This window comes from Kaistia geumhonensis, from assembly GCF_030815145.1.
Lineage (GTDB): Bacteria > Pseudomonadota > Alphaproteobacteria > Rhizobiales > Kaistiaceae > Kaistia > Kaistia geumhonensis.
Map to the genome: position 1 here is coordinate 2,082,960 of NZ_JAUSWJ010000001.1, position 25,440 is coordinate 2,108,399.

Below are 25,440 nucleotides of genomic sequence, written 5' to 3' on the forward strand. Positions count from 1 at the left end.
CGGTCACAACCGCCCACTCGGCAGGTCGCCGGGCGAGACCCGGAATGAGGTGTTGCGGCCGGCGCATTCCTGACAGACCAGCGCCCGGCCGCCAATCCTCGCCGGGCCGCGATCGGCCGAGCCGCGCACCGAGGCGGCCCCGCCATAGATCCGCGCCATCGTTTCGAGGTCGACTTCCGCGCTGTGATTGCAGCCGTGGCAGTGGGCCGTGAGCCTGTATCGCCCGCTGATCAGGCTCTCGATCGTCCCGGTCATGGCTGCGCCTCCTATCGCCTCTGTTTCTTATTTGTTCTCATTCAGTCCGGTTCAAGGAGCGGCGATGCAAAGGCAGCGCGGTCACCACATTTCGGAGGCGCAGCGCGCCGCGGTCGAGGCCATCCTGCGGCAGGGCAAGCATGCCTCCGACGCCGCGCGCGAGACCGGCGTGGGCGCCCGGACCTGCGAGCGCATCCGCCGCGAGCTGCTCGGCAAGGCGGCCAGGAAGCCGAACGGGCTCGGCGGCTCGGCGGCCGATCGCGAGATCGTGCGGCTGCGCGACGAGGTCGCGAGCCTCAAGCGCGCGCTCACCGAATCGCACCGCGAGACGCTGAGCGAGGATGCGATCAAGATCCTGCTCGGCCGCGTCGCCGCAGCGCCGGCCGATCCGCCCGACTGGATGGCCGATCCGCCGGCGCGCACCATGACGGGCCGCACGCCGGAGGTCCCGTCCGTCATCTGGTCGGACTGGCATCTCGGCGAGGTCGTTTCCTCCGCCGAGACGAACGGGCTCAACGCCTATGACCCGGCCATCGCCGACGCGCGCGTGAAGCGGCTCGTGACGGCGACGATCCATCTCTGCCGCAAGCACGGGCCGGGCGCCTATCCCGGCGCCGTCGTCAACCTGCTCGGCGACTTCGTCTCCGGCGGCCTGCATCCCGAGCTGGCGAAGACGGACGAATTCGAGCAGATCCCGGCCGCGTTGCGCGCCCGCGACCTGCTCATCTGGTCGCTCGACCGGATGATCGAGACCTTCGGCCGGCTCTATGTGCCCTGCACCTCGGGCAATCATGGCCGCTCGACGCCGAAGCCGGAGCACAAGCGCTACGTCTTCAAGAATTTCGACTGGCTGATCTACCAGCTGCTCGCCCGCCACTATGAGGGCCGCAGCGACATCGTCTTCGACATCCCCGAGAGCAACGAGGTGCATTACCGGGTCTATGGCCTGCGCTTCCTCGCGATGCATGGCGACATGCTCGGCGTCAAAGGCGGCGACGGCATCATCGGCTCGATCGGCCCGATCATGCGCGGCGAGGTGAAGACGCGCGGCCAGGCGACCTCGAGCGGCCGCGACTATGACGTGCTCCTGATGGGGCACTGGCATCAGCCGCTCTGGCTGCCGCGCGCGATCGTCGCCAACAGCCTCAAGGGCTTCGACGAGTACGCGAAGAACGCCCTGCGCGCGCCGCCGAGCGAGCCCTCGCAGCCGCTCTTCTTCGTCCATCCGCGCCGCGGCATCACCAGCCGCTGGGATGTGAAGGTCGAGGAACCGGCCGGGCCGGCCGTGGCCGACTGGGTCAGCTGGAGGAGCGCGGCGGCATGAGCATGAACCTCGTCGCATTCACCGGCCTCGCCGGCTCCGGCAAGACGACGGCCGCCCTGCACCTGGTCGAGCGTCACGGCTTCGTGCGAACCCGCTTCGCCGATCCGCTCAAGGCGATGCTGCGCGCGATCGGCCTTGGAGTCGAGGAGATCGACGGAACGCTGAAGGAACGGCCGAGCCCCTTCCTCTGCGGCCGCACGCCGCGCCATGCGATGCAGACGCTCGGCACCGAATGGGGGCGGCAGTGCATCGCGCAGGATCTCTGGACAACTCTCTGGTCGGCTCGCGCCGGCGACTGCCTCGACCTCGGCGGCCGCGTCGTCGTGGACGACTGTCGCTTCCCCGACGAGGCCGATGTCGTGCGGCGCATGGGCGGGCTCGTCGTGCGTCTCAGCGGACGCGGCGGCATCGCCGGGACTCACGCCTCGGAGGCCCAGGCCTTCGACGCCGATGTCGAGCTCGGCAATGCCGGATCGCTCGAGGAGCTGCATGCCTGGCTCGACCAGATCATCGGGCCACCGCGGTTGGACTAATGGCGAAAAAGCTGTTGCCGATCAATGGCCGGGTCGACGGTCCAATTGGCAACTAAGGCTTTGATAATGCGGGAATTATGCAGTCTACCATTGAACTACACCCGCATTCCGGAGCCGGGCGGGCCGGCTGGCGGAAGCGCGCCTATCTAGCCTCTTTGCCGGGGCTTGATCAAGCGGGGCTCGCGGCGGAGCGGCGGGAACGACTGATTGCGAGGCGTCACGGCCGAATGGCGGCCTCACCACGGTCAAAGCCGGCCCCGAGGGTTCCGGCGACGCGCGGGGCATGCGACACTCGCGGCATGGCCTCGCGGCCGCCTGCTGCCGGAATCTCATCATGACGACGCTCACGCCTTTCCACATCGCCTTTCCCGTCGACGATCTCGCCGCCGCGCGCGCCTTCTATGGCGGGCTGCTCGGCTGCGAAGAGGGGCGCAGCTCGGACCGCTGGATCGATTTCAGCCTCTATGGCCACCAGATCGTCGCGCATCTGAAGCCGAAGGACCCGGCCGATGCCGGCGCGCATCACAATCCGGTCGACGGCCATGACGTGCCGGTGCCGCATTTCGGCGTGGTGCTGGAAATGGCGGATTGGGAGCGCCTCGCCGCGCGGCTCAAGGAAGCCGGCGTCAGCTTCATCATCGAGCCCTATATCCGCTTCAAGGGCGAGGTCGGCGAGCAGGCGACGATGTTCTTCCTCGATCCCGCCGGCAACGCGCTCGAATTCAAGTCCTTCGCCGACATGAGCCAGATCTTCGCCAAGTAGCGGCGCAGGAGACCAGACGCAGACGACGTGGATGGCCGGGGCAGCCCCGGCCACGAGCCTCTTCCGTCGGCACCCCGATGCCGGGGGCCGGCAGCCCGCTAGCCGCGGCCCGGCCAGACCCAGTCGCGGATCTCCGGCATGTCCTCGCCATGGGCGCGGACATAGCGGTGGTGCTCGATCAGCTTGTCGCGCAGCTTCTGCATCACGGCCGCCGCGCTGACGGCGAGACCCGGCACCCGCTCGATGGCCGACATCGCGAGATGGTAGCGGTCGAGGCCGTTCATCACCGTCATGTCGAAGGGCGTCGTCGTCGTCCCCTCCTCCACGAAGCCGCGCACATGCAGCCGCTGGTGGTTGGTGCGGCGATAGGTGAGGCGGTGAATGAGATAGGGATAGCCGTGATAGGCGAAGATCACCGGCTTGTCCCGCGTGAACAGCGACTCGAACTCGCGCTCGGTGAGGCCGTGCGGATGCTGCTCCTTGGCCTGCAGCGTCATCAGATCGACGACATTGACGACGCGCACCTTCAGCTGCGGCAGCGCCTTGCGCAGGATGTCGACGGCGGCGAGCGTCTCCAGCGTCGGCACGTCGCCGGCGCAGGCCATGACGACATCGGGCTCGCCATGGTCGTCCTCGTTGCCGGCGAAGGTCCAGATGCCGATGCCGGCCTCGCAATGCAGGACCGCCTCGTCCATGGTCAGCCATTGCGGCGCCGGCTGCTTGCCCGCGACGATGACGTTGATGCGGTCATAGGTGCGCAGCACGTGATCGGTCGTCCAGAGCAGCGTGTTGGCGTCCGGCGGCAGATAGATGCGGACGATGTCGGCCTTCTTGTTGGCGACGAGATCGACGAAGCCGGGATCCTGATGGCTGAAGCCGTTATGGTCCTGCCGCCAGACATGCGAGGTCAGCAGATAGTTGAGTGAGGCGATCGGCCGCCGCCAGGCGAGGTCGCGCGAGACCTTCAGCCACTTGGCGTGCTGGTTGAACATCGAATCGATGATGTGGATGAAGGCTTCGTAGCAGGAGAAGAAGCCGTGGCGGCCGGTGAGGAGATAGCCCTCCAGCCAGCCCTGGCAGAGATGCTCGGAGAGCACCTCCATGACGCGGCCATCCTGCGAGAGATGGTCGTCATAGCTCTCGATCCCCTCCATCCAGACGCGGTCGGTCGTCTCGAACACCGCATCGAGCCGGTTCGAGGCCGTCTCGTCCGGCCCCATGATGCGGAAATTGCGCGTCTCGGCGCTCATCGCCATCACGTCGCGCAGGAACGAGCCCATGACGCGCGTCGCCTCGGCCGTCGTCGCGCCCGGCGAGGGCACGGCGACCGCATAGTCGTGGAAGTCGGGCAGCTTCAGCTCGCGCTTCAGCAGCCCGCCATTGGCATGCGGATTGGCGCCCATGCGGCGGTTGCCGGAGGGCGCGAGCGCCGCCAGCTCGGGCATCAGCCGGCCCTTCTCGTCGAACAGCGTATCGGGCTCGTAGGAGCGCAGCCAGGCATCGAGCAGCGCCAGATGTCCCGCATTGTCGCGCACATTGGCGATCGGCACCTGATGGGCGCGCCAGAAGCCCTCGACCTTCTTGCCGTCGACCTCCTTCGGCCCGGTCCAGCCCTTGGGCGAACGCAGGATGATCATCGGCCAGCGCGGACGCGCATGCGCATGGCCGGCGGCGCGCGCCTCGGCCTGGATGGCCGCGATGCGGCCGAAGGCGGTGTCGAGCGTCGCCGCCATGGCCTGGTGCATGGGCTCGGGATCGCTGCCCTCGACGAAGAACGGCTCGTAGCCGAAACCCGAGAAGAGCTGCTCGAGCTCGGCGTCGCTCATGCGGCCGAGAACGGTCGGATTGGCGATCTTGTAGCCGTTCAGATGCAGGATCGGCAGCACCGCTCCGTCATGGACCGGCGAGAGGAACTTGTTGGAATGCCAGGAGGCGGCGAGCGGCCCGGTCTCTGCCTCGCCGTCGCCGATGACGCAGGCGACGACGAGCGAGGGATTGTCGAAGGCGGCGCCATAGGCGTGAACCAGCGCATAGCCGAGCTCGCCGCCCTCATGGATGGAGCCGGGCGTGTCGGCCGAGGCGTGGCTCGGAATGCCGCCGGGGAAGGAGAACTGGCGCACGAGCTTGGCGAGACCGTCGGCATCCTGAGCGACATCCGGATAGATCTCGCTGTAGGACCCTTCCAGATAGGTGTTGGCGACCATGCCGGGGCCGCCATGCCCGGGGCCGCAGATATAGATGACATTGGCGTCGCGCGCCCGGATGACGCGGTTCAGATGCGCATAGATGAAGTTGAGGCCGGGTGTGGTGCCCCAATGGCCGAGCAGGCGCGGCTTGATATGATCGCGCGTCAGCGGCTGGCGGAGCAGCGGGTTGTCGAGCAGATAGATCTGGCCGACGGAAAGAAAGTTAGCCGCCTTCCAATATCGATGGATGAGATCGAGCTCGTCCTTGCCGAGGGGGCCGTCCAGCGTCATCGTCGCCTCCGTCATGCGGGGGCCGCGCTCCCGGGGCGAGGCGCAGCCGGCCGCCAATAGAGGGCGACAGACTGCGCCCGGCCTTGACCATGATCAAGGGCGCTCGTCACGAAAGGCTGGTCAGGGGGTCTCGGCGGCGACCTCGAAGGCCTCGGCCGCGGCGGTCGTCAGCGGATCGGCGAACAGCGCGGCGGCGACCTTGGGGCTGAAGGTGAAGGTATCGAGGCCGAGCGCCGCGAGGCGGGCGAGGTCCTCGGCGGAACGCAGGCTCGCGACGAGAATGCGCATCGCGCTGCCGGCCGACCGCACCATGGCCTGCATGGCGGCGATCTCGCCGGCGCCGTCGCGGCCGGCATCGTTCATGCGGCCGAGATAGGGCGCGGCATAGTCGGCGCCGAGCGCGGCGGCGCTGAGCGCCTGATGCGATGCATAGACGGCGGTCATGGTGATGCGGATGCCGTCCGCCTTGAGCCGCGCGGCGGCGATGGCGCCTTCGCGGGTGATCGGCACCTTGACGACGATGCGATGGTCGATCGCCGCGATCGCGCGGCCGTTCGCTTCCAGCGCCTCGGCGCTTCGGCCGAAGGTCTGCATCTGCAGCTCGCCGGTGCCGAGTGCGAAGGCGGTGTCGGCGAGACGCCGAAGATCGGGCAGCGCGCAGGGGATGCCGGCCGCGGCAAGCAGCGTCGGATTGGTCGTGACGCCGTGGAAGAGGCCGGTCGGCAGCCACTCCCGCCAGGCCTTGCTGTCCGCCGTATCGAGCAGCAGGCGGATCCGCCCGCGATTGTCGTCTGCCGTCATGTCAGGTCCCCGTCTCGTTCGGGCGTCCAATAGACGATCCGGCGACGCAATGCACCTCGCCTCGAGGCCAGCCACCGGCCGTGAAGCACATCACATCGCTGCGGCCGCGCTTCTGCTTGAAACCGCCGCGAGGGTCGCGCGTTGGACCAGCGAACCGTTCTTGAGCGGAACAATTTCAGACTGGGACGCCGCAGGGCGGCGGGGGATCATGATCAGCATCGATCGTAGCCGGGTGATCGGCATTCTCGCAACCGCGACGCTCGTCGCCACGGCCGTGACCGCCTGGGGAACGCAGGCCACCGGCCATGGCAACGGCAGTGCCGACCCGACGGCCGCGGTCAGCTTCGAACGCGCCGGAGTCGGCGGGCGCAAGGGCTGTGAAGTCCAGTCCTGGCCCTATATCGCGCCGGAATGTCTCTCGGCCTCGCAGGGCGAGAGCCGGACGATCCGCCGGCTCCTCTGACGCCTAGTCCGCGAAGGCGGCTGCCGCTCTGAAGAGCGAGAGGTGCCGCCGCGCCACCGCCTCCACATCGGTGCCGTAGCCGCCGCCGATGACACCCGCCAGCGGCAGATCGCGCGAGCGCACCGCCTGCAGCACGAGCGCATCACGCTGCGCCAGCCCCGCATCGGTCATCGCCAGCCGGCCGAGCCGATCGTCGCGGTGCGGGTCGACCCCGGCATTGTAGAAGACGATGTCCGGCTGCAACCGGTCGAGCAGCGGCGCCAGGATCGCGCCGAGCGCCTCCAGATAGGCCGCGTCCTCCGTTCCGTCGGCAAATCCGATATCGATGGTCGAGGCGCGCTTGCGCACCGGATAGTTGCGCTCGCCATGCAGCGACAGCGTCGTCACCCGCGCATCGCCAGCGAAGATGGCGGCCGTGCCGTCGCCCTGATGCACGTCGCAATCGACCACCAGCGCCGTCTCGATGCGCCGCTCGGCGAGGAGCACGCCGAGGGCGACCGCGACATCGTTGAAGGTGCAGAACCCGGCGCCCTGCTCCGCGCGGGCGTGATGGCTGCCGCCGGCGGTGTTGCAGGCGAGCCCCGTCTCCAACGCCAGCCGCGCGGCAAGGATCGTCCCACCCGCCGCTGTCGCAGCGCGGCGCACGACGGTCTCGTTCATCGGCAGGCCGATTTCGCGCTCGATCGCAGGCGGAAGACAGAACGTCAGGACCGCGTCGACATAGGCGGGGTCATGCGCGAGCGCGAGTTCGGCCGCGCTCGCCGCCTCCGGCCGGGCAAAGCCGCTATCCGCAAGGCCGTCGGCGTGCAGGAGCGCCGCCAGCCGCTCGTATTTCCGCATCGGGAAGCGATGATCGGCCGGGATCTCGGCGGTGTAGGCCTCGTGGTGGACGATCGGCAGCGGCATGCGCCGAGGATAGCGCGGAACGGGTGGGTTGCGAGCCCTCGTCCAGATCCGCATCGACGAAAGAGCGGGAAGCGGCTATCCCTCGACCCCTTCGATTCCGCCGCGGCAATGGCCGCCAGCACCACGATTCCTCCATGAACGACGTTTCCGCCGCAGCGCCTCGCCGCGCCTTTGCCGTCACCCATCGCGGCATCCTCGCGATCGCCGTGCCGATGACGCTCGCCTATCTCTCGACGCCGCTGCTCGGGATCACCGACATGGCAGTGATCGGCCGTATCGGCGATGCGGCGCTGATCGGCGGCGTCGCGCTCGGTGCCGTCGTCTTCGACTTCATCTTCTCGACCTTCAATTTTCTCCGCAGCGGCACGACGGGCCTCACCGCGCAGGCCTATGGCGCCGGCGACCGCACCGAGATGCAGGCCGTGCTGTTCCGCGCGCTGCTGCTCGCCGTGGCGATCGGCATCGTGGTCATCCTGCTCGGCCGGCCGATCCTCGCGCTCGCGCTGGCCGGACTCGGCGGCAGCCCGGCGGTGCAGGCGGCGACGACGACCTATTTCGACATCCGCCTCCTCTCGACGCCCTTCGCGCTCGCCAACTACGCCATGCTCGGCTGGCTGGTCGGGCTCGGCCGCGCCACGGCCGGCCTCGTCCTCCAGACGGTGCTGAACGGGCTCAACATCGCGCTCAGCATCCTCTTCGTGCTCGGCTTCGGCTGGGGCATCGCCGGAGCGGCGCTCGGCACGACGCTCGGCGAGGCGATCACCGCCTGTCTCGGGCTCCTCGTCGTGCTGCCATCGCTCGATCGCCGCGACCGCCCGGCGCGGGCCAAGGTTCTCGACCGGACGGCGATCGTCCGCATGATCGCGGTCAACCGCGACATCATGATCCGCTCCTTCGCCCTCCTCTTCGCCTTCGGCTTCTTCGCCTCGCGCGGCGCCGCCTTCGGCGATGTCACGCTCGCCGCCAATGCCGTGCTGATGAACCTCTTCCTCGTCGGCGGCTATTTCCTCGACGGGTTCGCGGCGGCGGCGGAGCAATATGCCGGACGCGCGGTCGGCGCGCGCTACCGCGCCGCCTTCGTGCGCTCTGTCTGGCTGACGCTCCTCTGGGGCTACGGCCTCGCGTTCGCCGCCGCGCTGGTCTTCGCGCTTGCCGGGCCGGCGATCATTGATCTCATGACCGCCAATGAAGAGGTGCGCGAGACGGCGCGGCGATACCTGCCCTGGGCGGTGGCGACACCTATCGCCGGCGTGCTCGCCTTCCAGATGGACGGCGTCTTCATCGGCGCCACCTGGTCGCGCGACATGCGCAACATGATGCTGGCCTCGCTCGTCCTTTTCCTCGCCGTCTGGTGGTGGGCCGAACCGGCGCTCGGAACGGACGGTCTGTGGCTGGCGCTGATCGTCTTCCTTTCGGCGCGCGGGCTGACGCTCGCCTGGCGCTGCCGCAGCCGCATCGCCTCCACCTTCGGCCCGGAGGGGGCGGAGGACTGAGCCTCAGCCGCCAGGCGCCGGGGCCGGGGCGGTCAGACTGCCGATGAGCTCGAACGGGCTGTGGCCGCTGCGCGCGGCGATCGCCGCCAGAGTGTCGGTGGGCGCGACCGGGCCGAAGCCGGCATCGTCGAGCCGTTTCACGGCCGCCGCGCTATCGAGCTTCAGCACCGGGGCCAGCGTCTCGAGCGGCGCCTGCTGCGCCGCTGCGACCAGCGCCATCGCCGGGTTGCCGCCGCCCCTCCCGCTCGCGCTGGCGCCATAGGCGAAGACGGCCGCGGCGGCGAGGCTCGCGACCAGCGCGATCGGCATGGCCGCGTGGCGGAAATAGTTGAGGAACGGCCGCCAGTTGCGCCACAGATGCAGCACGAAGGGCAGGAGCAGGACCAGCGAGAGCACCTCGTGCATCTCGTGGAACAGCCCCGGCGACCAGCCGAAATAGAGCGCGACGCCCGACACCGCCGAGACGATGAAGAGACCCGCCGTCAGCGGCGTCCCATACCGAAAGAAGAAATCCCGCACGCCGCGCATGCCCTGTCTCTCCTGGCGCCGGCGGCACCATGCGGCCGGCCATCCACGGCAAGAGCGATACACGAGGAAGGCGGCGGCGATCCTCTCCAGGCGGTATCCGATTGTATCCGTTTGTCAGCCGCCGGCGGCCCAGCGCTCGCGCTCGATTCCGACAGCGTCGGCGATCGAGCCGAGGCCGCGGCGGTCGAGGATACGCGAGAGGCCGGCGAGGATCTCGCCGGGCAGTCCCGGACCCTGATAGACGAGGCCGGTATAGAGCTGCACGAGATCGGCGCCGGCCGCGATCTTCTGGAAGGCCGTCTCGGCCGAGTCGACGCCGCCGACGCCGATGAGCGGCATCTGGGGTCCGACGAGGCCGCGGAAGCGGGCCAGCATGACCGTCGACATGCGGAAGAGCGGACGGCCGGAGAGACCGCCCGTCTCCTTCGCCAGCGCCGCGGTGGCGAGCGGCGGGCGCGAGACCGTCGTGTTGGAGATGATCACGCCGTCGAGCCGGCGCGCCAGCACCACCTCGGCGACGTCGGCAAGGCCCGATTCATCCATGTCCGGCGCGATCTTGACCAGCATCGGCACCCGTCGCGGCTGCGCATCGCGGGCCTCGACGACGCGGGCAAGCAGCGCATCGAGCGCCGCCCTGCCCTGCAGGTCGCGCAGGCCCGGCGTGTTGGGCGAGGAGACATTGACCGTGAAATAGCTGGCGAGATCGGAAAAGGCCTCGATGAGGGCGACATAGTCGGCAGCCCGATCGGCGCTGTCCTTGTTGGCGCCGATGTTCACGCCGACGATGCCCTTGCGTCTCCGGCGGGCGAGATTGTCGCGCGCCGCCGCCTTGCCGGCATTGTTGAAGCCGAGGCGGTTGATGATCGCGCCGTCCTCGGCGAGGCGAAAGATGCGCGGCCGGGGATTGCCGGCCTGCGGACGCGGCGTCACCGAACCGATCTCGATGAAGCCGAAGCCGAGCGACAGCAGCCCGTCCGCGACCTCGGCATTCTTGTCGAGGCCGGCGGCGAGGCCGAGCGCATTGGGGAAGTCGAGACCGAACAGCCTGCGGGCGAGGCGCGGATCGCGCGCCGGATCGACGGCCCGGGTCAGCCCGGAGCCGATCAGCTTCAGCGAAAGGCCATGCGCCGTCTCCGGATCGATCCGGAAGATGGCGGGGCGGGCGATGCGATAGAGGCTCACGGGATCGCGGCCGGGAAGACATGCGCGCCGTCGGCACCGCGCGGCAGCGGCACGACCGAACGGACATGGGCGAGGTCGAGCGGCGCATGGAGATGTGGGAACAGCGCCCCGCCGCGCGAAGGCTCCCATTTCAGCGCCGGTCCCAGCGCCTCGGCGTCGACCGCGACGAGCAGCAGGTCGTCGATGCCGGCGAAATGACGGGCGGCCGTCTCGCGCAACTGCTCCGCCGCCGAGAAATGGATGAAGCCGTCCGTGTGGTCGACCGGCGCGCCTTCGAAGCGGCCGAGCGCCTCCGCCTCGCGCCAGAGCGCCGCAGGCGCGATCTTGTAGATTTCTGTCATGGAATGTCCCGTTTTCGTCGAGAAAACTAGCGGCTCGCCCTCCCCTCGGCAAGGCGCGCGAACGATCTGGGGCAAGGCGCGCGGTGCGCGCTGGACACGGTTCGTTCGCGGGGATACATGGTGCTTGCAGGGATTTTATTCCTGTTCCTGCACTTCGTTGTGCCGCGTCTCGGGGGAGAGAAGGCAGGGCCACGCCGGGAGCATGCGCTCCGGTCCGGCCCGTTCATCCGGAAGGTCCGGCCATGCTGTCACACGAACGGATCTGGACGGCCATCGACGTTCTCGCCGAGCGTCATGCGCTCAGCGTCTCGGGCCTCGCCAAGCGTGCGGGCCTCGATCCGACGACCTTCAACCGGTCGAAGCGCGTCGGCAGCGACGGGCGCCCGCGCTGGCCGTCGACCGAGAGCATTTCCAAGATCCTCGAGGCGACCGGCGAATCGGTCGAGCGCTTTCTCGGCATCGCGGCCGGCACGAGCGCGGCGCTGGCCGAGATCGACCGTCCGTTCCGCCAGGTACCGCTGATCGGCTTCGCGCAGGCCGGTGCCGGCGGCTTCTTCGACGATGGCGGCTTTCCCGCAGGACAGGGCTGGTACGAGGTCTCGTTTCCGCAGAGTCGCAACACGGAGGGCGTGTATGCGCTCGAGGTGTCCGGCGATTCCATGATGCCGCTCTATCGCCATGGCGACGTCATCATCGTGTCGCCGACGGCGCCCTGCCATGTCGGAGACCGCGTGGTCGTCCGCACCCAGCAGGGAGAGGTCATGGCCAAGGTGCTCGCCCGCCGCGACGCCAGCCGGGTCGAGCTCGCCTCGCTCAATCCCGATCATGCGCCGCGCAGTCTCGCGACGCACGAGATCGACTGGATCGCGAGGATCATCTGGGCCAGCCAATGACCCGAACGCTTCAGATCGCCGCCCTTCTGCTCGTCGCCGTCATCCTGGCGGGTGTCGTCACCCTCGTCATGGACGGCGGGGAGAGCGTGCGTCTCGGCGTGGGTGCCCCCGCGCCGGTGCCGCCGGCGGCTTCCGCAAGCCGACCCTCGCCGCCGGAGACGATAACGCCGTCCCCGAAGGTCGCACGGGCGCGCCCCGATTTCGGACCGGTCGTCACGAGCCCCGTTCCCGAGGCGCCGGATGCGGCGCCGGGAAGCCTGCCGCGCATGGTGGGCGGACCGGGCATCAGCCCGGGCCCGCTCGTGACCGGCGTCCTGGAGCGAGAAGCGCCGCAAGCCGCCGAACCCGAGGCGGCCCCAAGCGGCCCTCAATGGAAGACCTTCAACCAGGTCGTCGTGATCGGCGCCGGCATCATCAATCTCGGCGGGCGCAAGGTCCAGCTCGACGGGATCATCGTGCCGGCGAGCGGGAGCACCTGCCGGACCGCTCCGGACGAGCCCGGCTTCGACTGCGCCTTTCTGTCGATGCAGGCACTGCGCCAGCGGATCCGCGCGCGAGGAATCGAGTGCCGGCTCGACACGGTCGAATACGTCGGCGCCGAGCCGGCGTCCTGCCGCATCGGCCAGACGGACCTCGCAGCATGGCTGGTGGAGCAGGGCTGGGCAGCGCCGGCGGAAGACGCACCCGACGAATATCGCGCGGCTGAACAGCAGGCGCGTTGCGCGGGCGCCGGGATATGGGCGGGAGCCGCCCGGCCGGACAACTGCCCGGCGCAGTAGCCGTCAGGCACCGGCCCGGCGCAGCCCGAGCGAGAGAACCCCTGCGCCGATCAGCAGCGACCCGCCGACCCGGTTGACCGCCGTCTGAACCGACGGCTTGCGGATGGTGGTGCGTGCGCCGCTGGCGAGCAGCCCGTAGAGAGCAGCGTTGAGGCTCGCCAGCACGAGGAACGTCGCCTCGAACAGGATCATCTGCGGCAGAAGTGGTGCGTCGGCCACGAGAAATTGCGGCAGGAACGCGACAAAGAACACGATGCTCTTCGGGTTCAGCGCCGTCACGACATAGGCGTGCAGGAAGATGCGGACCGGCTTCGTTTCGGCAGCTTCGCCCGGGGCTCCGACGGTCGGCTTCGCGCGCCAGAGCTTGACGCCGAGATAGACGAGATAGGCGGCGCCGACCCATTTCAGCACCGTGAACAGCGTCGCCGAGGCGGCCAGCAGCGCGCCGAGGCCCAGCATCGAGGCCGTCATCGCGGTGAAATCGCCGAGCGCAACCCCGGCGACGGTGGCACGGCCGGCCCGGCGGCCATGGCCGAGCGCATAGCTGATGACGAGCAGGACAGTCGGGCCGGGAATGGCCAGCATGACGGCGGACGCGGCGGCGAAAGCGAGCCAGTGTTCGAAAGTCATCGGCGGCACTCCCATGAGAACATGCCGCCGATCCATCCACAACGGGAGGCAGCGCGCAAGGCGCCGCCTTCCTGCCGCCTTCCTGCCGCCTCAGGCCGGAGCCAGCGTCCCCGCGAGCGCCCTTGCGATGCGGTCTCTGGTTTCCGCGATGCCGTAGATCGCCACGAAGGAGCCGAAGCGCGGGCCCTGGTCCTGACCGAGCAGGGCCTGGTAGAGGCCGCGGAACCAGTCCAGCGAGACGCCGGGCGGATTGCCGTCCGGCCCCTTCTTGGCCGGATCGGGGAAGAAGGCACGACCGACATCGAACACCACCGCCTGGATTTCGTCGGCGGTCGACTGCGCCGGCAGCGCGGCAAGCGCGGCGTCCAGCGCGGCAAGCGCCTCGGCGAGCGCGCCCTCGGGGCGGATATAGTGCTTATGCGCCTTGAGGACGTCGTTGTAGTAGCGGATCGCGAAGCCCGCGAGCGCGTCGAGCTTCTCCCGGGCGGCCGGCTCGATCTCCGGCAGATAGCGCGAGACATAGGCCCAGAGCACGGCCTTGTCGGTCGCATCGGAAACCGACACGAGGTTGAGCAGCATCGCGAAGCTGATCGGCGAGACGATCTGCGGCGGATTTCCCGAATGGATGTGCCAGGCCGGATTGCCGAGCTGCTGCTCGGTCGCCTGGCGCGAGAAGGCCTCGATGAAGCCCGCATAGTCGTCGACATGGCGGGGGATCACCTCGAAGCCGAGCCGCTTGGCCGTCTTCGGCTTGTTGTACATCAGCAGCGACAGGCTCTCGGGCGAGGCATAGGTGAGCCACTGCTCGATCGTCAGCCCGTTGCCCTTCGACTTCGAGATCTTCTCGCCGTTCTCGTCGAGGAAATGCTCGTAGGTAAAGCACTCCGGCGGCTCGGCGCCGAGCGCGCGGCAGATGCGGGTCGAGAGCTTGACGCTGTCGATGAGGTCCTTTCCGCTCATCTCATAGTCGACGCCGAGTGCATACCAGCGCATGGCCCAATCGGCCTTCCACTGGCACTTCACGGCGCCGCCTGTGACGGTCGTCGTCACCGTCTCGCCGTCCTCGGGATCGACATAGGTGATCGTGCCGGCCGCGACGTCGCGGTCGATCATCGGCACCTGGAGCACCCGGCCGGTCTTCCTCGAGATCGGCAGGAAGGGCGAATAGGTCGCCTGCCGCTCGGCGCCGAGCGTCGGCAGGATGATCTCCATTACCTCGTCATAGACCTCGAGCATCCGCCGCAGCGCGCCGTCGAAACGGCCCGAGGCGTAATAGTCCGTCGCGCTCGCGAATTCGTAGGCGAAGCCGAAGGAATCGAGGAAGGCGCGCAGCCGGGCGTTGTTGGCCGCGCCGAAGGAAGGATACTCGTTCGAGAACGGATCCGGCACCCGCGTCAGCGGCATGCCGAGATGCGCGGCCATCATCTCCTGGTTCGGAACGTTGGACGGCACCTTCCTGAGGCCATCCATGTCGTCGGAGAAGGAGAGGAGGCGCGTCTCGATGCGATCCTCGGTCAAGAGGCGGAAGGCCGTGCGGACCATCGTCGTGCGCGCCACTTCGCCGAAGGTGCCGATATGGGGAAGCCCCGACGGCCCGTAGCCGGTCTCGAACAGCACCGGCGACTTCGGCCCGTGCGTCTCGAGCCGGGCGATGATGCGCCGCGCCTCCTCGAAGGGCCAGGCTTTCGACTCTTTCGCCGCTGCGACGAGGGCGGGCGAAAGATCGAGGACGGGTGGCCTGGCTGACGACATCGGAAACCTCGGGAGGATCATTCCGCGGGCAAACCCGCCGCGCGGGCGCGAGAGCCATAGGGAGCGCGCGCGGCGGCGTCAATGGCGAAGCCCCGAGGCATCACGCGCGGGAGGCGTTGAACAAGCGAGGCCGACATCCTAGTTTCGTGCGCGCCGCCGCCCGGGCGGAGAGACGACGGAGTTTCAGACGATGGACAAGGCCGCCGCCACGAAGAGTGCCGTATCCCCGCAGGAGGCGCTCATCTATGTCATGGTGACGCTGTCGGCCGTCGACCGCGAGATGACCGATCGCGAGATGCGCAAGATCGGTGACATCGTGAACACGCTGCCGATCTTCGGCGGCTTCGACACCGATCGTCTCGTCCAGGTGGCGGAAGACTGCGCCGCCATCACCCGCGAGGCCGACGGGCTGCACGAGGTGCTGGCCGTGATCGCGACGGCTCTGCCGAAGAAACTGCACGAGACGGCCTATGCCCTCGCCGTCGAGGTCGCCGCGGCCGACCTCCATGTCGAGCAGGAGGAACTGCGCTTCCTCGAACTGCTCCGCGACGTTCTCGATGTCGACACGCTGACCGCCGCGGCCATCGAGCGCGGCGCCCGGGCCCGTTACCGGACGCTCTGAGCGCCCCCCATTCACCCTTGATGCCGATGCGCCTCGCCGTCTTCCTTGTGTCGCTCGTCATCGCGGCGATGCTCGCAGGCGAGGCACGGGCTGGCTGGGTCCATATCCGCTATGGCGAGAACAACAGCTGCATCGTTTCGCTGACCGGCTCCATCACGCTGGCGAATGCGAATTTCTTCGAGGCCGTTACCGCGGACTGCACCAGCGGCGGCGTTCTTCTCGAAAGCAATGGCGGGCTGGTCGAGCCGGCCTTGCACATCGGAGAACTGATCCGGCAACGGGGGCTGGAAACGGCCGTCGCCTATGATGCGCGCTGCGCGTCGGCCTGTGCGCTCATCTGGCTCGGGGGCGTCAAGCGCAACATCTTTCCGTCCTCGCGGATCGGCTTTCACGCCGCCTATGTGATGGACGGCGACGTCGCTCGGGAAACCGGCGTCGGCAATGCGCTGATCGGATCCTACCTGACGACCATGGGACTGCCGCGCAGGTCGATCATCTTCATCACTTCGGCCGATCCGAAGAGCGTCAATTGGCTCGACTATCGCGACGCCGTCGATCTCGGCATCGGGATCAACCTGCTCGGCGAGACAGACCGCGCCTGGATCGACGACATCCGCGCCAGCGATCCCCACTACACGCCGCTTTGACATCCGGTCGCGGCGGTTCGTCCTAGAAGTAGCTGACCGGGAAATAGCGGAGATAGAGCTCGGCGAAGACGCCCTTGTCGTAGAGGCTGTCCAGCGCCCAGTTGACCGCCTGACGTAGCTCGGGCCGGTCCTTCGGCAAGGCGACGGCATAACCTTCGCCGAAGAAGCGGCTCTCGAGATAGGGGCCGCCGACGAATGCGCAGCAGTCCCGCGCCGCCGGCGATTGCTGCCAGAAGGCGAGCGCAGTTCCGTCCCCGAAGGCGAAATCCGCCTCGCCCTCCCTGACCGCCTCCGCCGCGGCGACCGGTGTCGACACCGCCAGTCGACGCGCCTCCGGAAAGAAGCTCGCGAGATAGGCCTCGTGCGCGCTGCCGGCGGCGACAGCGACGGTCCGCCCCCTCAGGGCGGCGGCACCGATATCGGTCGACCGCTCGTCGACCGGCCCGATGAAGCGGGCGGCCGGCCTCAGATAGACGTCCGAGAAGCCGAGCGACTCCCGCGCGGTCGCGGTGATCGCGATGCCGGCGATCGCGGCGTCGATACGCCCTTCGACAATGGATGGACCGAGGCTGTCGAAAGGCCTCGTCTGCATCGTGCAGGCGACGGCGAGTTCGCGGCAGATCGCCCGCGCCAGCTCAACATTGAAGCCGGTCAGCGTTCCGTCGCTCCCGGTGAAGCTGAAGGGCGGGAAATCGCCGACCGTCGCGAAGCGGAGCGGCGTCAGCGCGGCGGCGGGCGGCAGGTCGATGCGCCGGCCCGGATCGAAGAAATTCGGGATCACGACCTCATCGGCCGACGCCACCGCGGCGAGCACAATCGCGATTGCCACCATCAGGCCGCGCAAGGGAATTGCCAAGCGGCGCGTCATCTGTCTCACTTATGGTTGCAGCCGCCGGTGGGGCACCGGAGCGTCTGCGGCAAGCATAGCGATGGCCCGCCGGTTGCGGAACGTCGAACGGGGGCGGACGTGGACAGCCGCAGGGAATGGTCATCGGTGCCAGGCGCCGACGGCCCCGGTACCGATGTGCCGGGCGCCTACCGGACGCGCGCGGCCGAACTCGGGCTTCGCTTCATCGCAAGCCCGACCGGCGAGGGATATCGCGCCCGGCCGGACATGGCAGACGATGTCGCCGCGATCGCGGCCACCATCCGGAGGGGCTCGCTGGCGGCCGCCGAACGCGACGGCGAGAGAGCGATATTCATCGCACCTGAAAGGGGTGACCTTCGCTCGCTGTCGGCACGGGTCCGGGCCGATCCGGCGATCGCCGGGCTCGTCATGGTCACGACCCCTGCCGCTGTCCGGCGCCTTCTGCTCGCGCGATACCGCATGGCACTCGTCCGCGACGCGACGGAGCGGCTCGCGACGCGGCGGCCGGACCTTTCGGCGCGGCGTCTCGTGACCCGGGCCGAGGGAGCCGTCCTCGCCACCGTGCTTTTCGGCATCGCAGCGGCAATCTTCCTTCTGGGAGCGCCGGCCATCGCTGCCATCGAGATCCTTGCCGGCCTCGTCTTTCTCGCCACGATCCTCCTGCGCATGCAGGCGATCAGCGTCGTGACGCACAGGCGTCGCCACCGCCGGACCGAGCTGCCGCAGGTCGAGCCGGAAAGCCTTCCCGTCTACAGCATCCTGCTGCCGGTCTATCGCGAACCACATATGCTCGCCGAACTCGTCGGCTGCATGGAGCGGCTGGTGTGGCCGCGCGAGAAGCTCGACATCAAGCTCATCGTCGAGGCCGACGACAAGGCGACGCTCGCGGCCGCCAGGGTGCTCAGGCTGCAAGCGCCCTTCGAGGTCCTTGCCGTCCCGGCCTTCGGTCCACGCACCAAGCCCAAGGCACTGGCCTTCGCGCTGCCTCTGGCGCGGGGCGAACTCGTGACGGTCTTCGATGCCGAGGACCGGCCCGATCCGCTGCAGCTCATCGAGGCCTATCTCGCCTTCCAGCGCGGCGGGCCCGACCTCGCCTGCGTGCAGGCGCCGCTTCTCGTCGACAACACGGCAACAAACGGGCTGACCGCGCTGTTCGCTCTCGAATACTCGGTTCAGTTCGACGGCGTGCTGCCGCTTCTCGCCGATCTCGACCTGCCGCTGCCGCTCGGCGGGACGTCCAACCATTTCCGCCGCGCCGTTCTGGAGGATGTCGGCGGCTGGGATCCCTACAATGTCACCGAGGACGCCGATCTCGGTCTCCGCCTCGCCCGCTTCGGATACCGGACCGGGGTCATAGAGCGGCCCACGCTGGAAGAGGCGCCGCGCACGGTGAGCGTCTGGCTCGGCCAGAGGACGCGCTGGCTGAAAGGATGGATGCAGACGCTGCTGGTCCATCTGCGGTCGCCACGCCGGCTGCTCAGGGAGATTGGACCGCGGCGCTTCGCCTATTGCCTGCTCGTGCTCTTCGGCTCGCTGGTCGCCGCAGCCATCCATCCCGTCTATCTGGCGACGGCGCTGGCGCTCATCTTCGACCCCGCGCGGCTCTGGCGGGCCGACAGCCCGCTCTTCGCGGCGATGACCATGCTGAGCCTCTTCAACCTCGTCTCCGCCTATGGCGTCTTCGTGCTGCTGTCGCGAGAGACCTTCCACCTGCGCCACCTGCCCTGGCCCGCCTCCGCGCTCGTCTACCTGCCGGCCTACTGGCTGCTGCTGTCGATCGCTTGCTATCGCGCCATCGGCGAACTGATCATCGCCCCGCACCACTGGTCGAAGACCCGACATGTGGGGCGCCGGGTGCAGCCTGCCGTCCAGCGCGCCGAGGCGACCGAAAAACTGGCCCAGCCTGTCGGCTGAGAGCCTGGCCACTCGTCCTTTGAGCGCAACAGACCGCAAGGAGGAAGCAGCGATGTCCTATGTCGACGGATTCATATTGCCGGTGCCGAAGGCCCGCCTCGACGACTATCGCCGGATCGCGACGACGGCGTCGGAGGTCTGGCGCGAGCATGGCGCCCTCTCCTATGCCGAATATGTCGGCGACGATGTCCCTTATGGCGAACTGACCTCGTTTCCCCGTTCCGTCCAGTTGAAGGACGACGAGGTCGTGATCTTCTCCTGGATCAAGTATCGCGACCGGGCCCATCGCGACGCCGTCAACGCCAAGGTGATGGCCGACGAGCGCATCAAGGCGATGATGGAGGAGATGCCGGCCGACGGGAAGCGGATGATCTTCGGCGGATTCAGCGTGCTGCTGGACGTCTGACGACCCGTCGCGCGACCTGCAGATAGCCGCCGCGCGCCTCGCCGGCGAGACGATGGCCCGCCACCTTGTGCACCGCCTCGCCCAGCATGAAGGCGTGAAACGGCGCACCGTGGAACAGCGGGCGGAAGGCGTCATCGAGCACGTCGAGGCCGCCGGCGAGCGCGCCGAAGGCTGGCATGACGAGACGCTCGCGATTGGCGATGAAGCAGCGGCGGCGCACCGAGCCGCCGCGACCGACGACGCGCGCGGACGGATGGAGATGACCCGCCACCTCACCCGGCGCCCGGCCGGCGCGCGGCTCGTGGCGGAACGTCAGCGACCCGACGACGAGTTCGCGCTCCGCATGCCCGCCGAGCGCGGCGGGCGGCAGCGGATCATGGTTGCCGGCGATCCATATCCACTCGCAACCGGCCACGAGTTGGCCGAGCAAGGCGCGGTCGGCCTCGCCGAGCCGCTCCGCGGCGCGCCTGTCGTGGAAGCTGTCGCCGAGCGCGACGACGCGGCGGGGAGCGAGCCGTCCGACGAGGGCCGCTAGGCGGCGCAGCGTCGCTACGGTGTCGTAGGGCGGCAGCATCTGGCCGCGCGCCGCGAAGGCCGAGCCCTTTTCGAGATGCAGGTCAGCCACGACGAGCGTCGCTTCCTCCGCGATATGCAGCGCGCCTTCCACGGTCAGTGCAACCGCGACATCGGCGATCATGCACTGTGTCGAGGATGGCTCGGGACGGGGGGCGGGCTGGGCTGTCGCGGGCGGGTTCATGCGTCGATTCGCGTTTCGTTCTCGCCCCACCTTAGGAGACGACGAGTCCTGCCGGCAAGCCGGCGCCGTGCTCCGCCTCGAGGAACGCCTCGCCCATCGCCTCGCGGACGAGATCGTCGACATTCTCGCGGAGGATGTCCTCGGCAGCCGCGCCGGCGACCGTTTCCTTTCCGATATCGAGCATCACCGGCACGGCGAGCGGCGAGATGCGCTCAAGCGGCTGGTGCAGGATCGCGCCCTCGACACGCATCAGCATGTCGGACAGCCGCGCAACATCGAGGAGGCCGGTCGCGGCGTCGGCCCAGGTGGCGCGCAGCAGGATATGGTCGGGCTCGTGGCTGCGCAGCACGTCGTAGATGAGATCGGTCGACATCGTCACCTGACGGCCGGTCTTCTCCTTGCCGGGATGGCGGCGCTCGATCAGGCCGGAGATGAGCGCGCAGGTGCGGAAGCTGCGTTTCAGGAGATAGCTCTCCGCGAGCCAGGCATCGAGATCGTCGCCGAGCATGTCCGGCGCGAAGAGATCGCCGAGCTCGGGCTTGCCCTTGGCAAAAGCCGCGCCCATGTCGCCGAGGCCCCAGACGGCGAGCGAATAGTCGGAGGCGACGAAGCCGAGCGGGCGCAGCTTCGCCCGCTCCAGCCGCCGCGTCAGCAGCATGCCGAGCGTCTGGTGCGCCAGCCGGCCCTCGAAAGGGTAGGCGACCATGTAGAAGCGGCCGCCGCGCGGAAAGGTCTCGACCAGAAGCTGGTCGCGGCGCGGCAGCACGGAAACCTCCTTCTGGATGCGCAGCCAGTCGGCAACCTGATCCGGCAGCCGCGACCAGGCGCTCTCGTCGGCGAGCAGCCCGCGCACGCCGTCGGCGAGATAGGTCGAGAGCGGAAACTTGCCGCCGGCATACATCGGCACCTTCGGCGCCTCGTCATGGGTGCGCGAGACGACGGCGACATTGTCGCGAATGCCTTCGAGCTTCACGACGAGGCCGGCGAAGAGAAAGCTGTCGCCGGGCGCCAGCTGCTCGACGAAGAACTCCTCGATCTCGCCGAGAACGCGGCCGCCCATTCCCACCGGACCGCCGGTCCTGCGCGAGGCGAGGCGCACTTTCAGCAGCGGCGCCTCGATGATCGTGCCGACATTCAGGCGGTATTGCTGCGCCACGGCGGGATGCGTGATGCGCCAGAGGCCGTCCTCGCCGCGCCTGATCTTGGCAAACCGCTCATAGGCCCGCAGCGCATAGCCGCCGGTCGCCACGAAATCGACCACGCGCGCAAAGGTCTCGGTATCAAGATCGCGATAGGGAGCCGCGGACGCGACCTCGGCATGGAGCGCGTCGGCGTCGAACGGCGCCGAGCAGGCCATGCCGAGCACATGCTGGGCGAGCACGTCGAGCGCGCCGGCCCTGACGCGCGGCGTATCCTGCGCGCCTGCGAGGCTCGCCTCCAGCGCGACCGTGCATTCCATGACCTCGAAGCGATTGGCCGGCACAAGGAGCGCACGCGAGGGCTCGTCCATGCGGTGATTGGCACGGCCGATGCGCTGGGCGAGCCGGCTCGCCCCCTTCGGTGCGCCGACATTGATGACGAGGTCGACATCGCCCCAGTCGATGCCGAGATCGAGCGTCGAGGTGCAGACGACGCAGCGCAGCTCCGAGGCCGCCATCGCCGCCTCGACGCGCCGGCGCTGTCCGACATCGAGCGAGCCGTGATGCAGCGCGATCGGAAGCCCGTCCTCGTTGACGCGCCAGAGTTCCTGAAAGATGCGCTCGGCCTGGCTTCGGGTGTTGACGAAGACGAGCACCATGCGGCTGGCACGGATCTGGGCGTAGATCGCTTCCATCGCATGCACGGCCGAATGCCCGGCCCACGGGATGCGGGTTTCGGCGGGCAGGATGGTCACCTGCGGCGCCGCGCCGCCCTTCACCGTCACGAGATCGGCAAGGTTTGCCGGCTCACCAGCGGACTGCGGCATCAGCCAGCGGCGCAGATCGTCGGGCTCGGCGACGGTGGCCGAAAGCCCGACGGCACGAAGACGAGGCCGCAGCTTGCGGAGCCTCGCCAGGCCGAGCGCCAGCAGATCGCCGCGCTTCGCCGTGACGAGCGAGTGCAGTTCGTCGAGCACCACCGTCTCGAGGCTGTCGAAGAAGCGCTCGGCATCCGGGGCCGAGAGCAGCAGCGCGAGCTGCTCGGGCGTCGTCAGCAGGATATCGGGCGGGGCGTGCTTCTGCCGCTGCCGCTTGTGCGCCGGGGTGTCGCCGGTGCGCGTTTCGACCGTGATGTCGAGTGCCATGCCGTCGAGCGGCTCCTCGAGATTGCGGGCGATGTCGACAGCGAGGGCCTTCAGCGGCGAGATGTAGAGCGTGTGGATGCCGGGCCGGCGGGACCGCCTCGGCCGACCTGCCAGCGCCACGAGGCTTGGCAGGAAGCCGGCCAGCGTCTTGCCGGCGCCGGTCGGCGCGATGAGCAGCACCGAGCGCCCCTCCTCCGCCCGTTGCAGCAGTTCGAGCTGATGGGCGCGCGGCGCCCAGCCCCGTCGCGCGAACCAGTCGCGAAACGGCGCGGGAAGGAGTTCGGCAGGGGATGCGGCGGTCGGGTCGGACACGAGAACAGAAGTAGGACGCAGCTGCGGCCAAGTCGAGGGTGGCCGCTTCCTGGCTCAGCCGCCCGCAAAGACCCCTCTCGACCCCTCCCCCGCTTCGCGGGAGAGGGAGTCCCGCTGCCGAGTTCGCTTCAGCGCTGATGAAGAAGGGATCTGGCCCTCTCTCCCGCGAAGCGGGGAAGAGTTGGAGAGGTGGGCCTTTGGAGCGGACGGTTTCCGCTTCCGATCTTCCGCCGGCGCCCTATCTTTCCTCCATGATCCGACCCGAAGCCCTGCTCGCGCCCGATGAGAACGGGCTCTATTGCCCGCTCGGCGGCTTCCATATCGATCCGGTGCGGCCCGTGGAGCGCGCGCTCATCACCCATGGCCATGCCGACCATGCCCGTTCGGGCCATGGCGCGGTGCTCGCGACCGCCGAGACGCTCGCCATCATGGCCGTGCGCTATGGCGAGGACTTCGCTGGAACGACGCAGGCGGCGACGCTCGGCGACGTCATGCGCATCGGCGACGTCTCCGTCTCGTTCCATCCGGCCGGCCATGTGCTCGGCTCGGCGCAGATCGCAGTCGAGGGCGGCGGCTGCCGCATCGTTGTTTCCGGCGACTACAAGCGGCGCCGCGACCCGACCTGCCTGCCCTTCGAGCCGGTGCCCTGCGACGTCTTCATCACCGAGGCGACCTTCGGCCTGCCCGTCTTCCGCCATCCCGACGATGGCGACGAGATCGCCAAGCTGCTCACCTCGCTCGCCGCCTTTCCCGAACGCGCCCATCTCGTCGGCGCCTATGCGCTCGGCAAGGCGCAGCGGGTCATCAAGCGGCTGCGCGAGGCAGGCTATGACGAGACGATCTACATCCACGGCGCGCTGGAGCGGCTCTGTGCACTCTACGAGGCCGAGGGCATCACGCTCGGCCCGCTGGCGCCGGCGACGCTGGGCAACGGCCGCCGCGGCGAGGCAGCCGCCTTTGCCGGCGCCGTCGTCGTGGGACCGCCCTCGGCCTTTGCCGATCGCTGGGCGCGGCGCTTCCCCGATCCGGTGCCAGCCTTCGCCTCGGGCTGGATGATGATCCGCCAGCGCGCCAAGCAGCGCGGCGTCGAGCTGCCGCTGGTCATCTCCGACCATTGCGACTGGGACGAGCTGACCGCGACCATCGCCGAGCTTTCGCCCGGCGAGGTCTGGGTGACGCATGGCCGCGAGGAGGCGCTGGTGCGCTGGTGTGCGCTGTCAGGCATCCGCGCGCGGCCGCTGCATCTCGTCGGCTACGAGGACGAGGGCGACTGAGCCCTCATGCCGCCGCCGGCCGGCTCTCGCGCCAGAGCAGGAACATCGAGGCGCCGACGATGAGCGCCGCGCCGAGCCAGAGACCGCTCGGCGGCAGCCAGCCGAAGACCAGCCAGCCGGCCAGCACGTTGAGCGGCAGCTTCACATGGTCGAAGGGCTGGACATAGGCTGCGTCGGCCCGGGCATAGGCAAGCGTCAGGAAGCCCTGTGCGAGCGCCGTGAGCACGCCGACCGCGACGATCACCAGCCAGCCATGCACGTCCGGCAGCACGATGCCGGCCGGCAGCGCCATCACGAAATTGACCGGCGCCAGCATGAGCAGCAGCCATGCGGCGACGGCTTCCGGCCGGTCCTCGGCCAGCAGCCGCTTCTGGATCAGCGACACGCCGGCCCAGAGGATCGCGGCGGCGAGCGGGTAGAGGCTGGCGGCGCTGAAGCTCTCCGAGAACGGGTCGAGGATGACGAGGCCGCCGGCGAAGCCGACGGTGACCGCCAGCCAGCGTTCGGCCGAGACGCGCTCGCCGAGGAAGAGGCCGGCGCCGATCGTCACCACGAAGGGCGAGGTCATGACCAGCGCCACGGCCTGGCCGATCGGCACGCCATGGGCGAGGCCTGCGACCCAGGCCTGAACGCCGAGCGCGGCCAGAAACACGCGCGCCGCCTGCAGCCATGGCCGGCGCGTCCTGAGCGAGGGCAAGCCTCGCCTCAGCGCCCATGGCAGCACGGCGAGGAGCGCGACGGAGTATTGCAGGAAGGCGGCGGTGGGCGCCGGCATGCCGAGCCGGGTCGTCGCCACCTGTTCCAGCGTGTTGACGCCGGCAAAGGCGACGCCGGCGAGGATCATGAAGACCGCGCCGGACAGAGGCGCCCGCGCCGCGGGCATGGGGGAGGTCAAGGTCTGACTCATGTTGGTCCCTCGAAGTTGGACAACACGAAATCAGGGCAATAGCGACGACGGACCGCGCCGCGCCATGGGCGCGAGGCGATCCTTCATGCTGTTCTCTTCCATCCGGACTGTGACCGTCGGCTTCGGATTTCGACCGAATCTGCTGACCCTTCCGGCGTGAGCCGCAAGGCGCTCGCGGGCTTGCAGGAAACCTGCCTACCGCCGGTGGGGAGTTTCACCCCGCCCTGAGAACGAGGCCCGACGAAGATCGGGCTCCCCTTACGTAAGCTGCGCGGGCGGCGCCGGCAAGCGATGCCGTTCGCCGTCTTCACTCGGCGGCGCAAAGCTAT

25 protein-coding genes and 1 riboswitch are annotated in these 25,440 nt (G+C 68.9%); of the genes, 12 read left to right on the top strand and 13 right to left on the bottom strand.

Annotated elements, in window-relative coordinates:
• Positions 1 to 3: 3 nt before the first annotated feature.
• Positions 4 to 255 (bottom strand): hypothetical protein, encoded by a 252-nt coding sequence (locus QO015_RS09885; RefSeq protein WP_266279721.1) that lies wholly within the window; start codon positions 253 to 255, stop codon positions 4 to 6.
• A gap of 64 nt (positions 256 to 319) precedes the next feature.
• Here QO015_RS09885 and QO015_RS09890 point away from each other — a divergent pair, with 64 nt between their 5' ends.
• From QO015_RS09890 to QO015_RS09900, 3 genes are all read left to right on the top strand, one after another.
• Positions 320 to 1,579, top strand: coding sequence for a hypothetical protein (locus QO015_RS09890; protein WP_266279720.1), 1,260 nt, complete (start codon positions 320 to 322; stop codon positions 1,577 to 1,579).
• A complete protein-coding gene (locus tag QO015_RS09895; protein ID WP_266279718.1) occupies positions 1,576 to 2,112 on the top strand; it encodes a deoxynucleotide monophosphate kinase family protein in 537 nt (178 codons plus the stop codon). Before QO015_RS09890 ends, QO015_RS09895 begins: the two co-directional genes overlap by 4 nt.
• Positions 2,113 to 2,446: 334 nt before the next feature.
• Positions 2,447 to 2,875 (top strand): VOC family protein, encoded by a 429-nt coding sequence (locus QO015_RS09900; RefSeq protein WP_266279716.1) that lies wholly within the window; start codon positions 2,447 to 2,449, stop codon positions 2,873 to 2,875.
• 98 nt (positions 2,876 to 2,973) lie between these two features.
• Here QO015_RS09900 and QO015_RS09905 read toward each other — a convergent pair whose 3' ends face one another.
• Together QO015_RS09905 and QO015_RS09910 are read right to left on the bottom strand one after the other, a co-directional pair.
• Positions 2,974 to 5,367: a phosphoketolase family protein gene (locus QO015_RS09905; RefSeq protein WP_266279715.1), complete on the bottom strand. Its 2,394-nt coding sequence runs from the start codon at positions 5,365 to 5,367 to the stop codon at positions 2,974 to 2,976.
• A gap of 105 nt (positions 5,368 to 5,472) precedes the next feature.
• A complete protein-coding gene (locus QO015_RS09910; protein WP_266279714.1) occupies positions 5,473 to 6,153 on the bottom strand; it encodes a transaldolase family protein in 681 nt (226 codons plus the stop codon).
• 208 nt (positions 6,154 to 6,361) lie between these two features.
• Between QO015_RS09910 and QO015_RS09915 the strand changes: the two genes are divergently transcribed.
• Positions 6,362 to 6,616, top strand: a complete 255-nt coding sequence (locus tag QO015_RS09915) for a hypothetical protein (protein WP_266279713.1) — start codon at positions 6,362 to 6,364, stop codon at positions 6,614 to 6,616.
• A gap of 3 nt (positions 6,617 to 6,619) precedes the next feature.
• Here the strand turns inward: QO015_RS09915 and QO015_RS09920 are convergent, their stop codons facing one another.
• A complete protein-coding gene (locus tag QO015_RS09920) occupies positions 6,620 to 7,522 on the bottom strand; it encodes a histone deacetylase family protein (protein ID WP_266279712.1) in 903 nt (300 codons plus the stop codon).
• Positions 7,523 to 7,656: 134 nt separating this feature from the next.
• Here QO015_RS09920 and QO015_RS09925 point away from each other — a divergent pair, with 134 nt between their 5' ends.
• Positions 7,657 to 9,015, top strand: a complete 1,359-nt coding sequence (locus QO015_RS09925) for an MATE family efflux transporter (RefSeq protein WP_266279710.1) — start codon at positions 7,657 to 7,659, stop codon at positions 9,013 to 9,015.
• Between the two features lie 3 nt (positions 9,016 to 9,018).
• Here QO015_RS09925 and QO015_RS09930 read toward each other — a convergent pair whose 3' ends face one another.
• The 3 genes from QO015_RS09930 to QO015_RS09940 form a co-directional block, all read right to left on the bottom strand.
• Positions 9,019 to 9,543 (bottom strand): DUF4405 domain-containing protein, encoded by a 525-nt coding sequence (locus tag QO015_RS09930; RefSeq protein WP_266279709.1) that lies wholly within the window; start codon positions 9,541 to 9,543, stop codon positions 9,019 to 9,021.
• A gap of 114 nt (positions 9,544 to 9,657) precedes the next feature.
• The gene (locus QO015_RS09935; protein WP_266279708.1) at positions 9,658 to 10,725 is read right to left on the bottom strand and encodes a quinone-dependent dihydroorotate dehydrogenase; all 1,068 of its coding nucleotides are present in this window, start codon (positions 10,723 to 10,725) and stop codon (positions 9,658 to 9,660) included.
• On the bottom strand, positions 10,722 to 11,066 hold the full coding sequence (locus tag QO015_RS09940) for a DUF952 domain-containing protein (RefSeq protein WP_266279706.1): 345 nt from the start codon (positions 11,064 to 11,066) through the stop codon (positions 10,722 to 10,724). The genes QO015_RS09935 and QO015_RS09940 overlap by 4 nt, the downstream gene beginning before the upstream one ends.
• A gap of 242 nt (positions 11,067 to 11,308) precedes the next feature.
• On the opposite strand from QO015_RS09940, the gene QO015_RS09945 reads away from it, so the two are divergent.
• Together QO015_RS09945 and QO015_RS09950 are read left to right on the top strand one after the other, a co-directional pair.
• The gene (locus QO015_RS09945) at positions 11,309 to 11,959 is read left to right on the top strand and encodes a S24 family peptidase (RefSeq protein ID WP_266279705.1); all 651 of its coding nucleotides are present in this window, start codon (positions 11,309 to 11,311) and stop codon (positions 11,957 to 11,959) included.
• A complete protein-coding gene (locus QO015_RS09950) occupies positions 11,956 to 12,738 on the top strand; it encodes a thermonuclease family protein (protein WP_266279703.1) in 783 nt (260 codons plus the stop codon). Before QO015_RS09945 ends, QO015_RS09950 begins: the two co-directional genes overlap by 4 nt.
• A gap of 3 nt (positions 12,739 to 12,741) precedes the next feature.
• Here QO015_RS09950 and QO015_RS09955 read toward each other — a convergent pair whose 3' ends face one another.
• Positions 12,742 to 13,368 (bottom strand): LysE family translocator, encoded by a 627-nt coding sequence (locus tag QO015_RS09955; RefSeq protein WP_266279702.1) that lies wholly within the window; start codon positions 13,366 to 13,368, stop codon positions 12,742 to 12,744.
• A 90-nt stretch (positions 13,369 to 13,458) separates the two neighbouring features.
• Positions 13,459 to 15,120 carry a lysine--tRNA ligase gene (locus QO015_RS09960; protein ID WP_266279700.1) on the bottom strand — a complete coding sequence of 554 codons (1,662 nt, stop codon included), beginning with the start codon at positions 15,118 to 15,120 and terminating at the stop codon, positions 13,459 to 13,461.
• Between the two features lie 190 nt (positions 15,121 to 15,310).
• Here QO015_RS09960 and QO015_RS09965 point away from each other — a divergent pair, with 190 nt between their 5' ends.
• Both QO015_RS09965 and QO015_RS09970 read left to right on the top strand, forming a co-directional pair.
• On the top strand, positions 15,311 to 15,742 hold the full coding sequence (locus QO015_RS09965) for a tellurite resistance TerB family protein (RefSeq protein ID WP_266279699.1): 432 nt from the start codon (positions 15,311 to 15,313) through the stop codon (positions 15,740 to 15,742).
• Between the two features lie 26 nt (positions 15,743 to 15,768).
• Positions 15,769 to 16,389, top strand: a complete 621-nt coding sequence (locus tag QO015_RS09970) for a COG3904 family protein (RefSeq protein WP_266279697.1) — start codon at positions 15,769 to 15,771, stop codon at positions 16,387 to 16,389.
• Between the two features lie 22 nt (positions 16,390 to 16,411).
• Here QO015_RS09970 and QO015_RS09975 read toward each other — a convergent pair whose 3' ends face one another.
• Positions 16,412 to 17,257, bottom strand: a complete 846-nt coding sequence (locus tag QO015_RS09975; protein WP_266279696.1) for a transporter substrate-binding domain-containing protein — start codon at positions 17,255 to 17,257, stop codon at positions 16,412 to 16,414.
• A gap of 126 nt (positions 17,258 to 17,383) precedes the next feature.
• On the opposite strand from QO015_RS09975, the gene QO015_RS09980 reads away from it, so the two are divergent.
• Complete coding sequence (locus QO015_RS09980; protein ID WP_266279694.1) at positions 17,384 to 19,171, top strand: glycosyltransferase family 2 protein; 1,788 nt, start codon at positions 17,384 to 17,386, stop codon at positions 19,169 to 19,171.
• A 52-nt stretch (positions 19,172 to 19,223) separates the two neighbouring features.
• Positions 19,224 to 19,577 (top strand): DUF1428 domain-containing protein, encoded by a 354-nt coding sequence (locus QO015_RS09985; protein ID WP_266279693.1) that lies wholly within the window; start codon positions 19,224 to 19,226, stop codon positions 19,575 to 19,577.
• Here QO015_RS09985 and pdeM read toward each other — a convergent pair.
• Positions 19,555 to 20,274 (bottom strand): ligase-associated DNA damage response endonuclease PdeM, encoded by a 720-nt coding sequence (pdeM, locus tag QO015_RS09990; RefSeq protein ID WP_266279691.1) that lies wholly within the window; start codon positions 20,272 to 20,274, stop codon positions 19,555 to 19,557. The genes QO015_RS09985 and pdeM overlap by 23 nt on opposite strands.
• Before the next feature lie 91 nt (positions 20,275 to 20,365).
• The gene (locus QO015_RS09995) at positions 20,366 to 22,930 is read right to left on the bottom strand and encodes a ligase-associated DNA damage response DEXH box helicase (RefSeq protein WP_266279690.1); all 2,565 of its coding nucleotides are present in this window, start codon (positions 22,928 to 22,930) and stop codon (positions 20,366 to 20,368) included.
• A gap of 251 nt (positions 22,931 to 23,181) precedes the next feature.
• On the opposite strand from QO015_RS09995, the gene QO015_RS10000 reads away from it, so the two are divergent.
• On the top strand, positions 23,182 to 24,204 hold the full coding sequence (locus QO015_RS10000) for a ligase-associated DNA damage response exonuclease (RefSeq protein ID WP_266279688.1): 1,023 nt from the start codon (positions 23,182 to 23,184) through the stop codon (positions 24,202 to 24,204).
• A 4-nt stretch (positions 24,205 to 24,208) separates the two neighbouring features.
• Here QO015_RS10000 and QO015_RS10005 read toward each other — a convergent pair whose 3' ends face one another.
• The gene (locus tag QO015_RS10005) at positions 24,209 to 25,099 is read right to left on the bottom strand and encodes a DMT family transporter (RefSeq protein WP_370877410.1); all 891 of its coding nucleotides are present in this window, start codon (positions 25,097 to 25,099) and stop codon (positions 24,209 to 24,211) included.
• Between the two features lie 98 nt (positions 25,100 to 25,197).
• A riboswitch (FMN riboswitch) is annotated at positions 25,198 to 25,347 on the bottom strand.
• Positions 25,348 to 25,440: the final 93 nt, after the last annotated feature.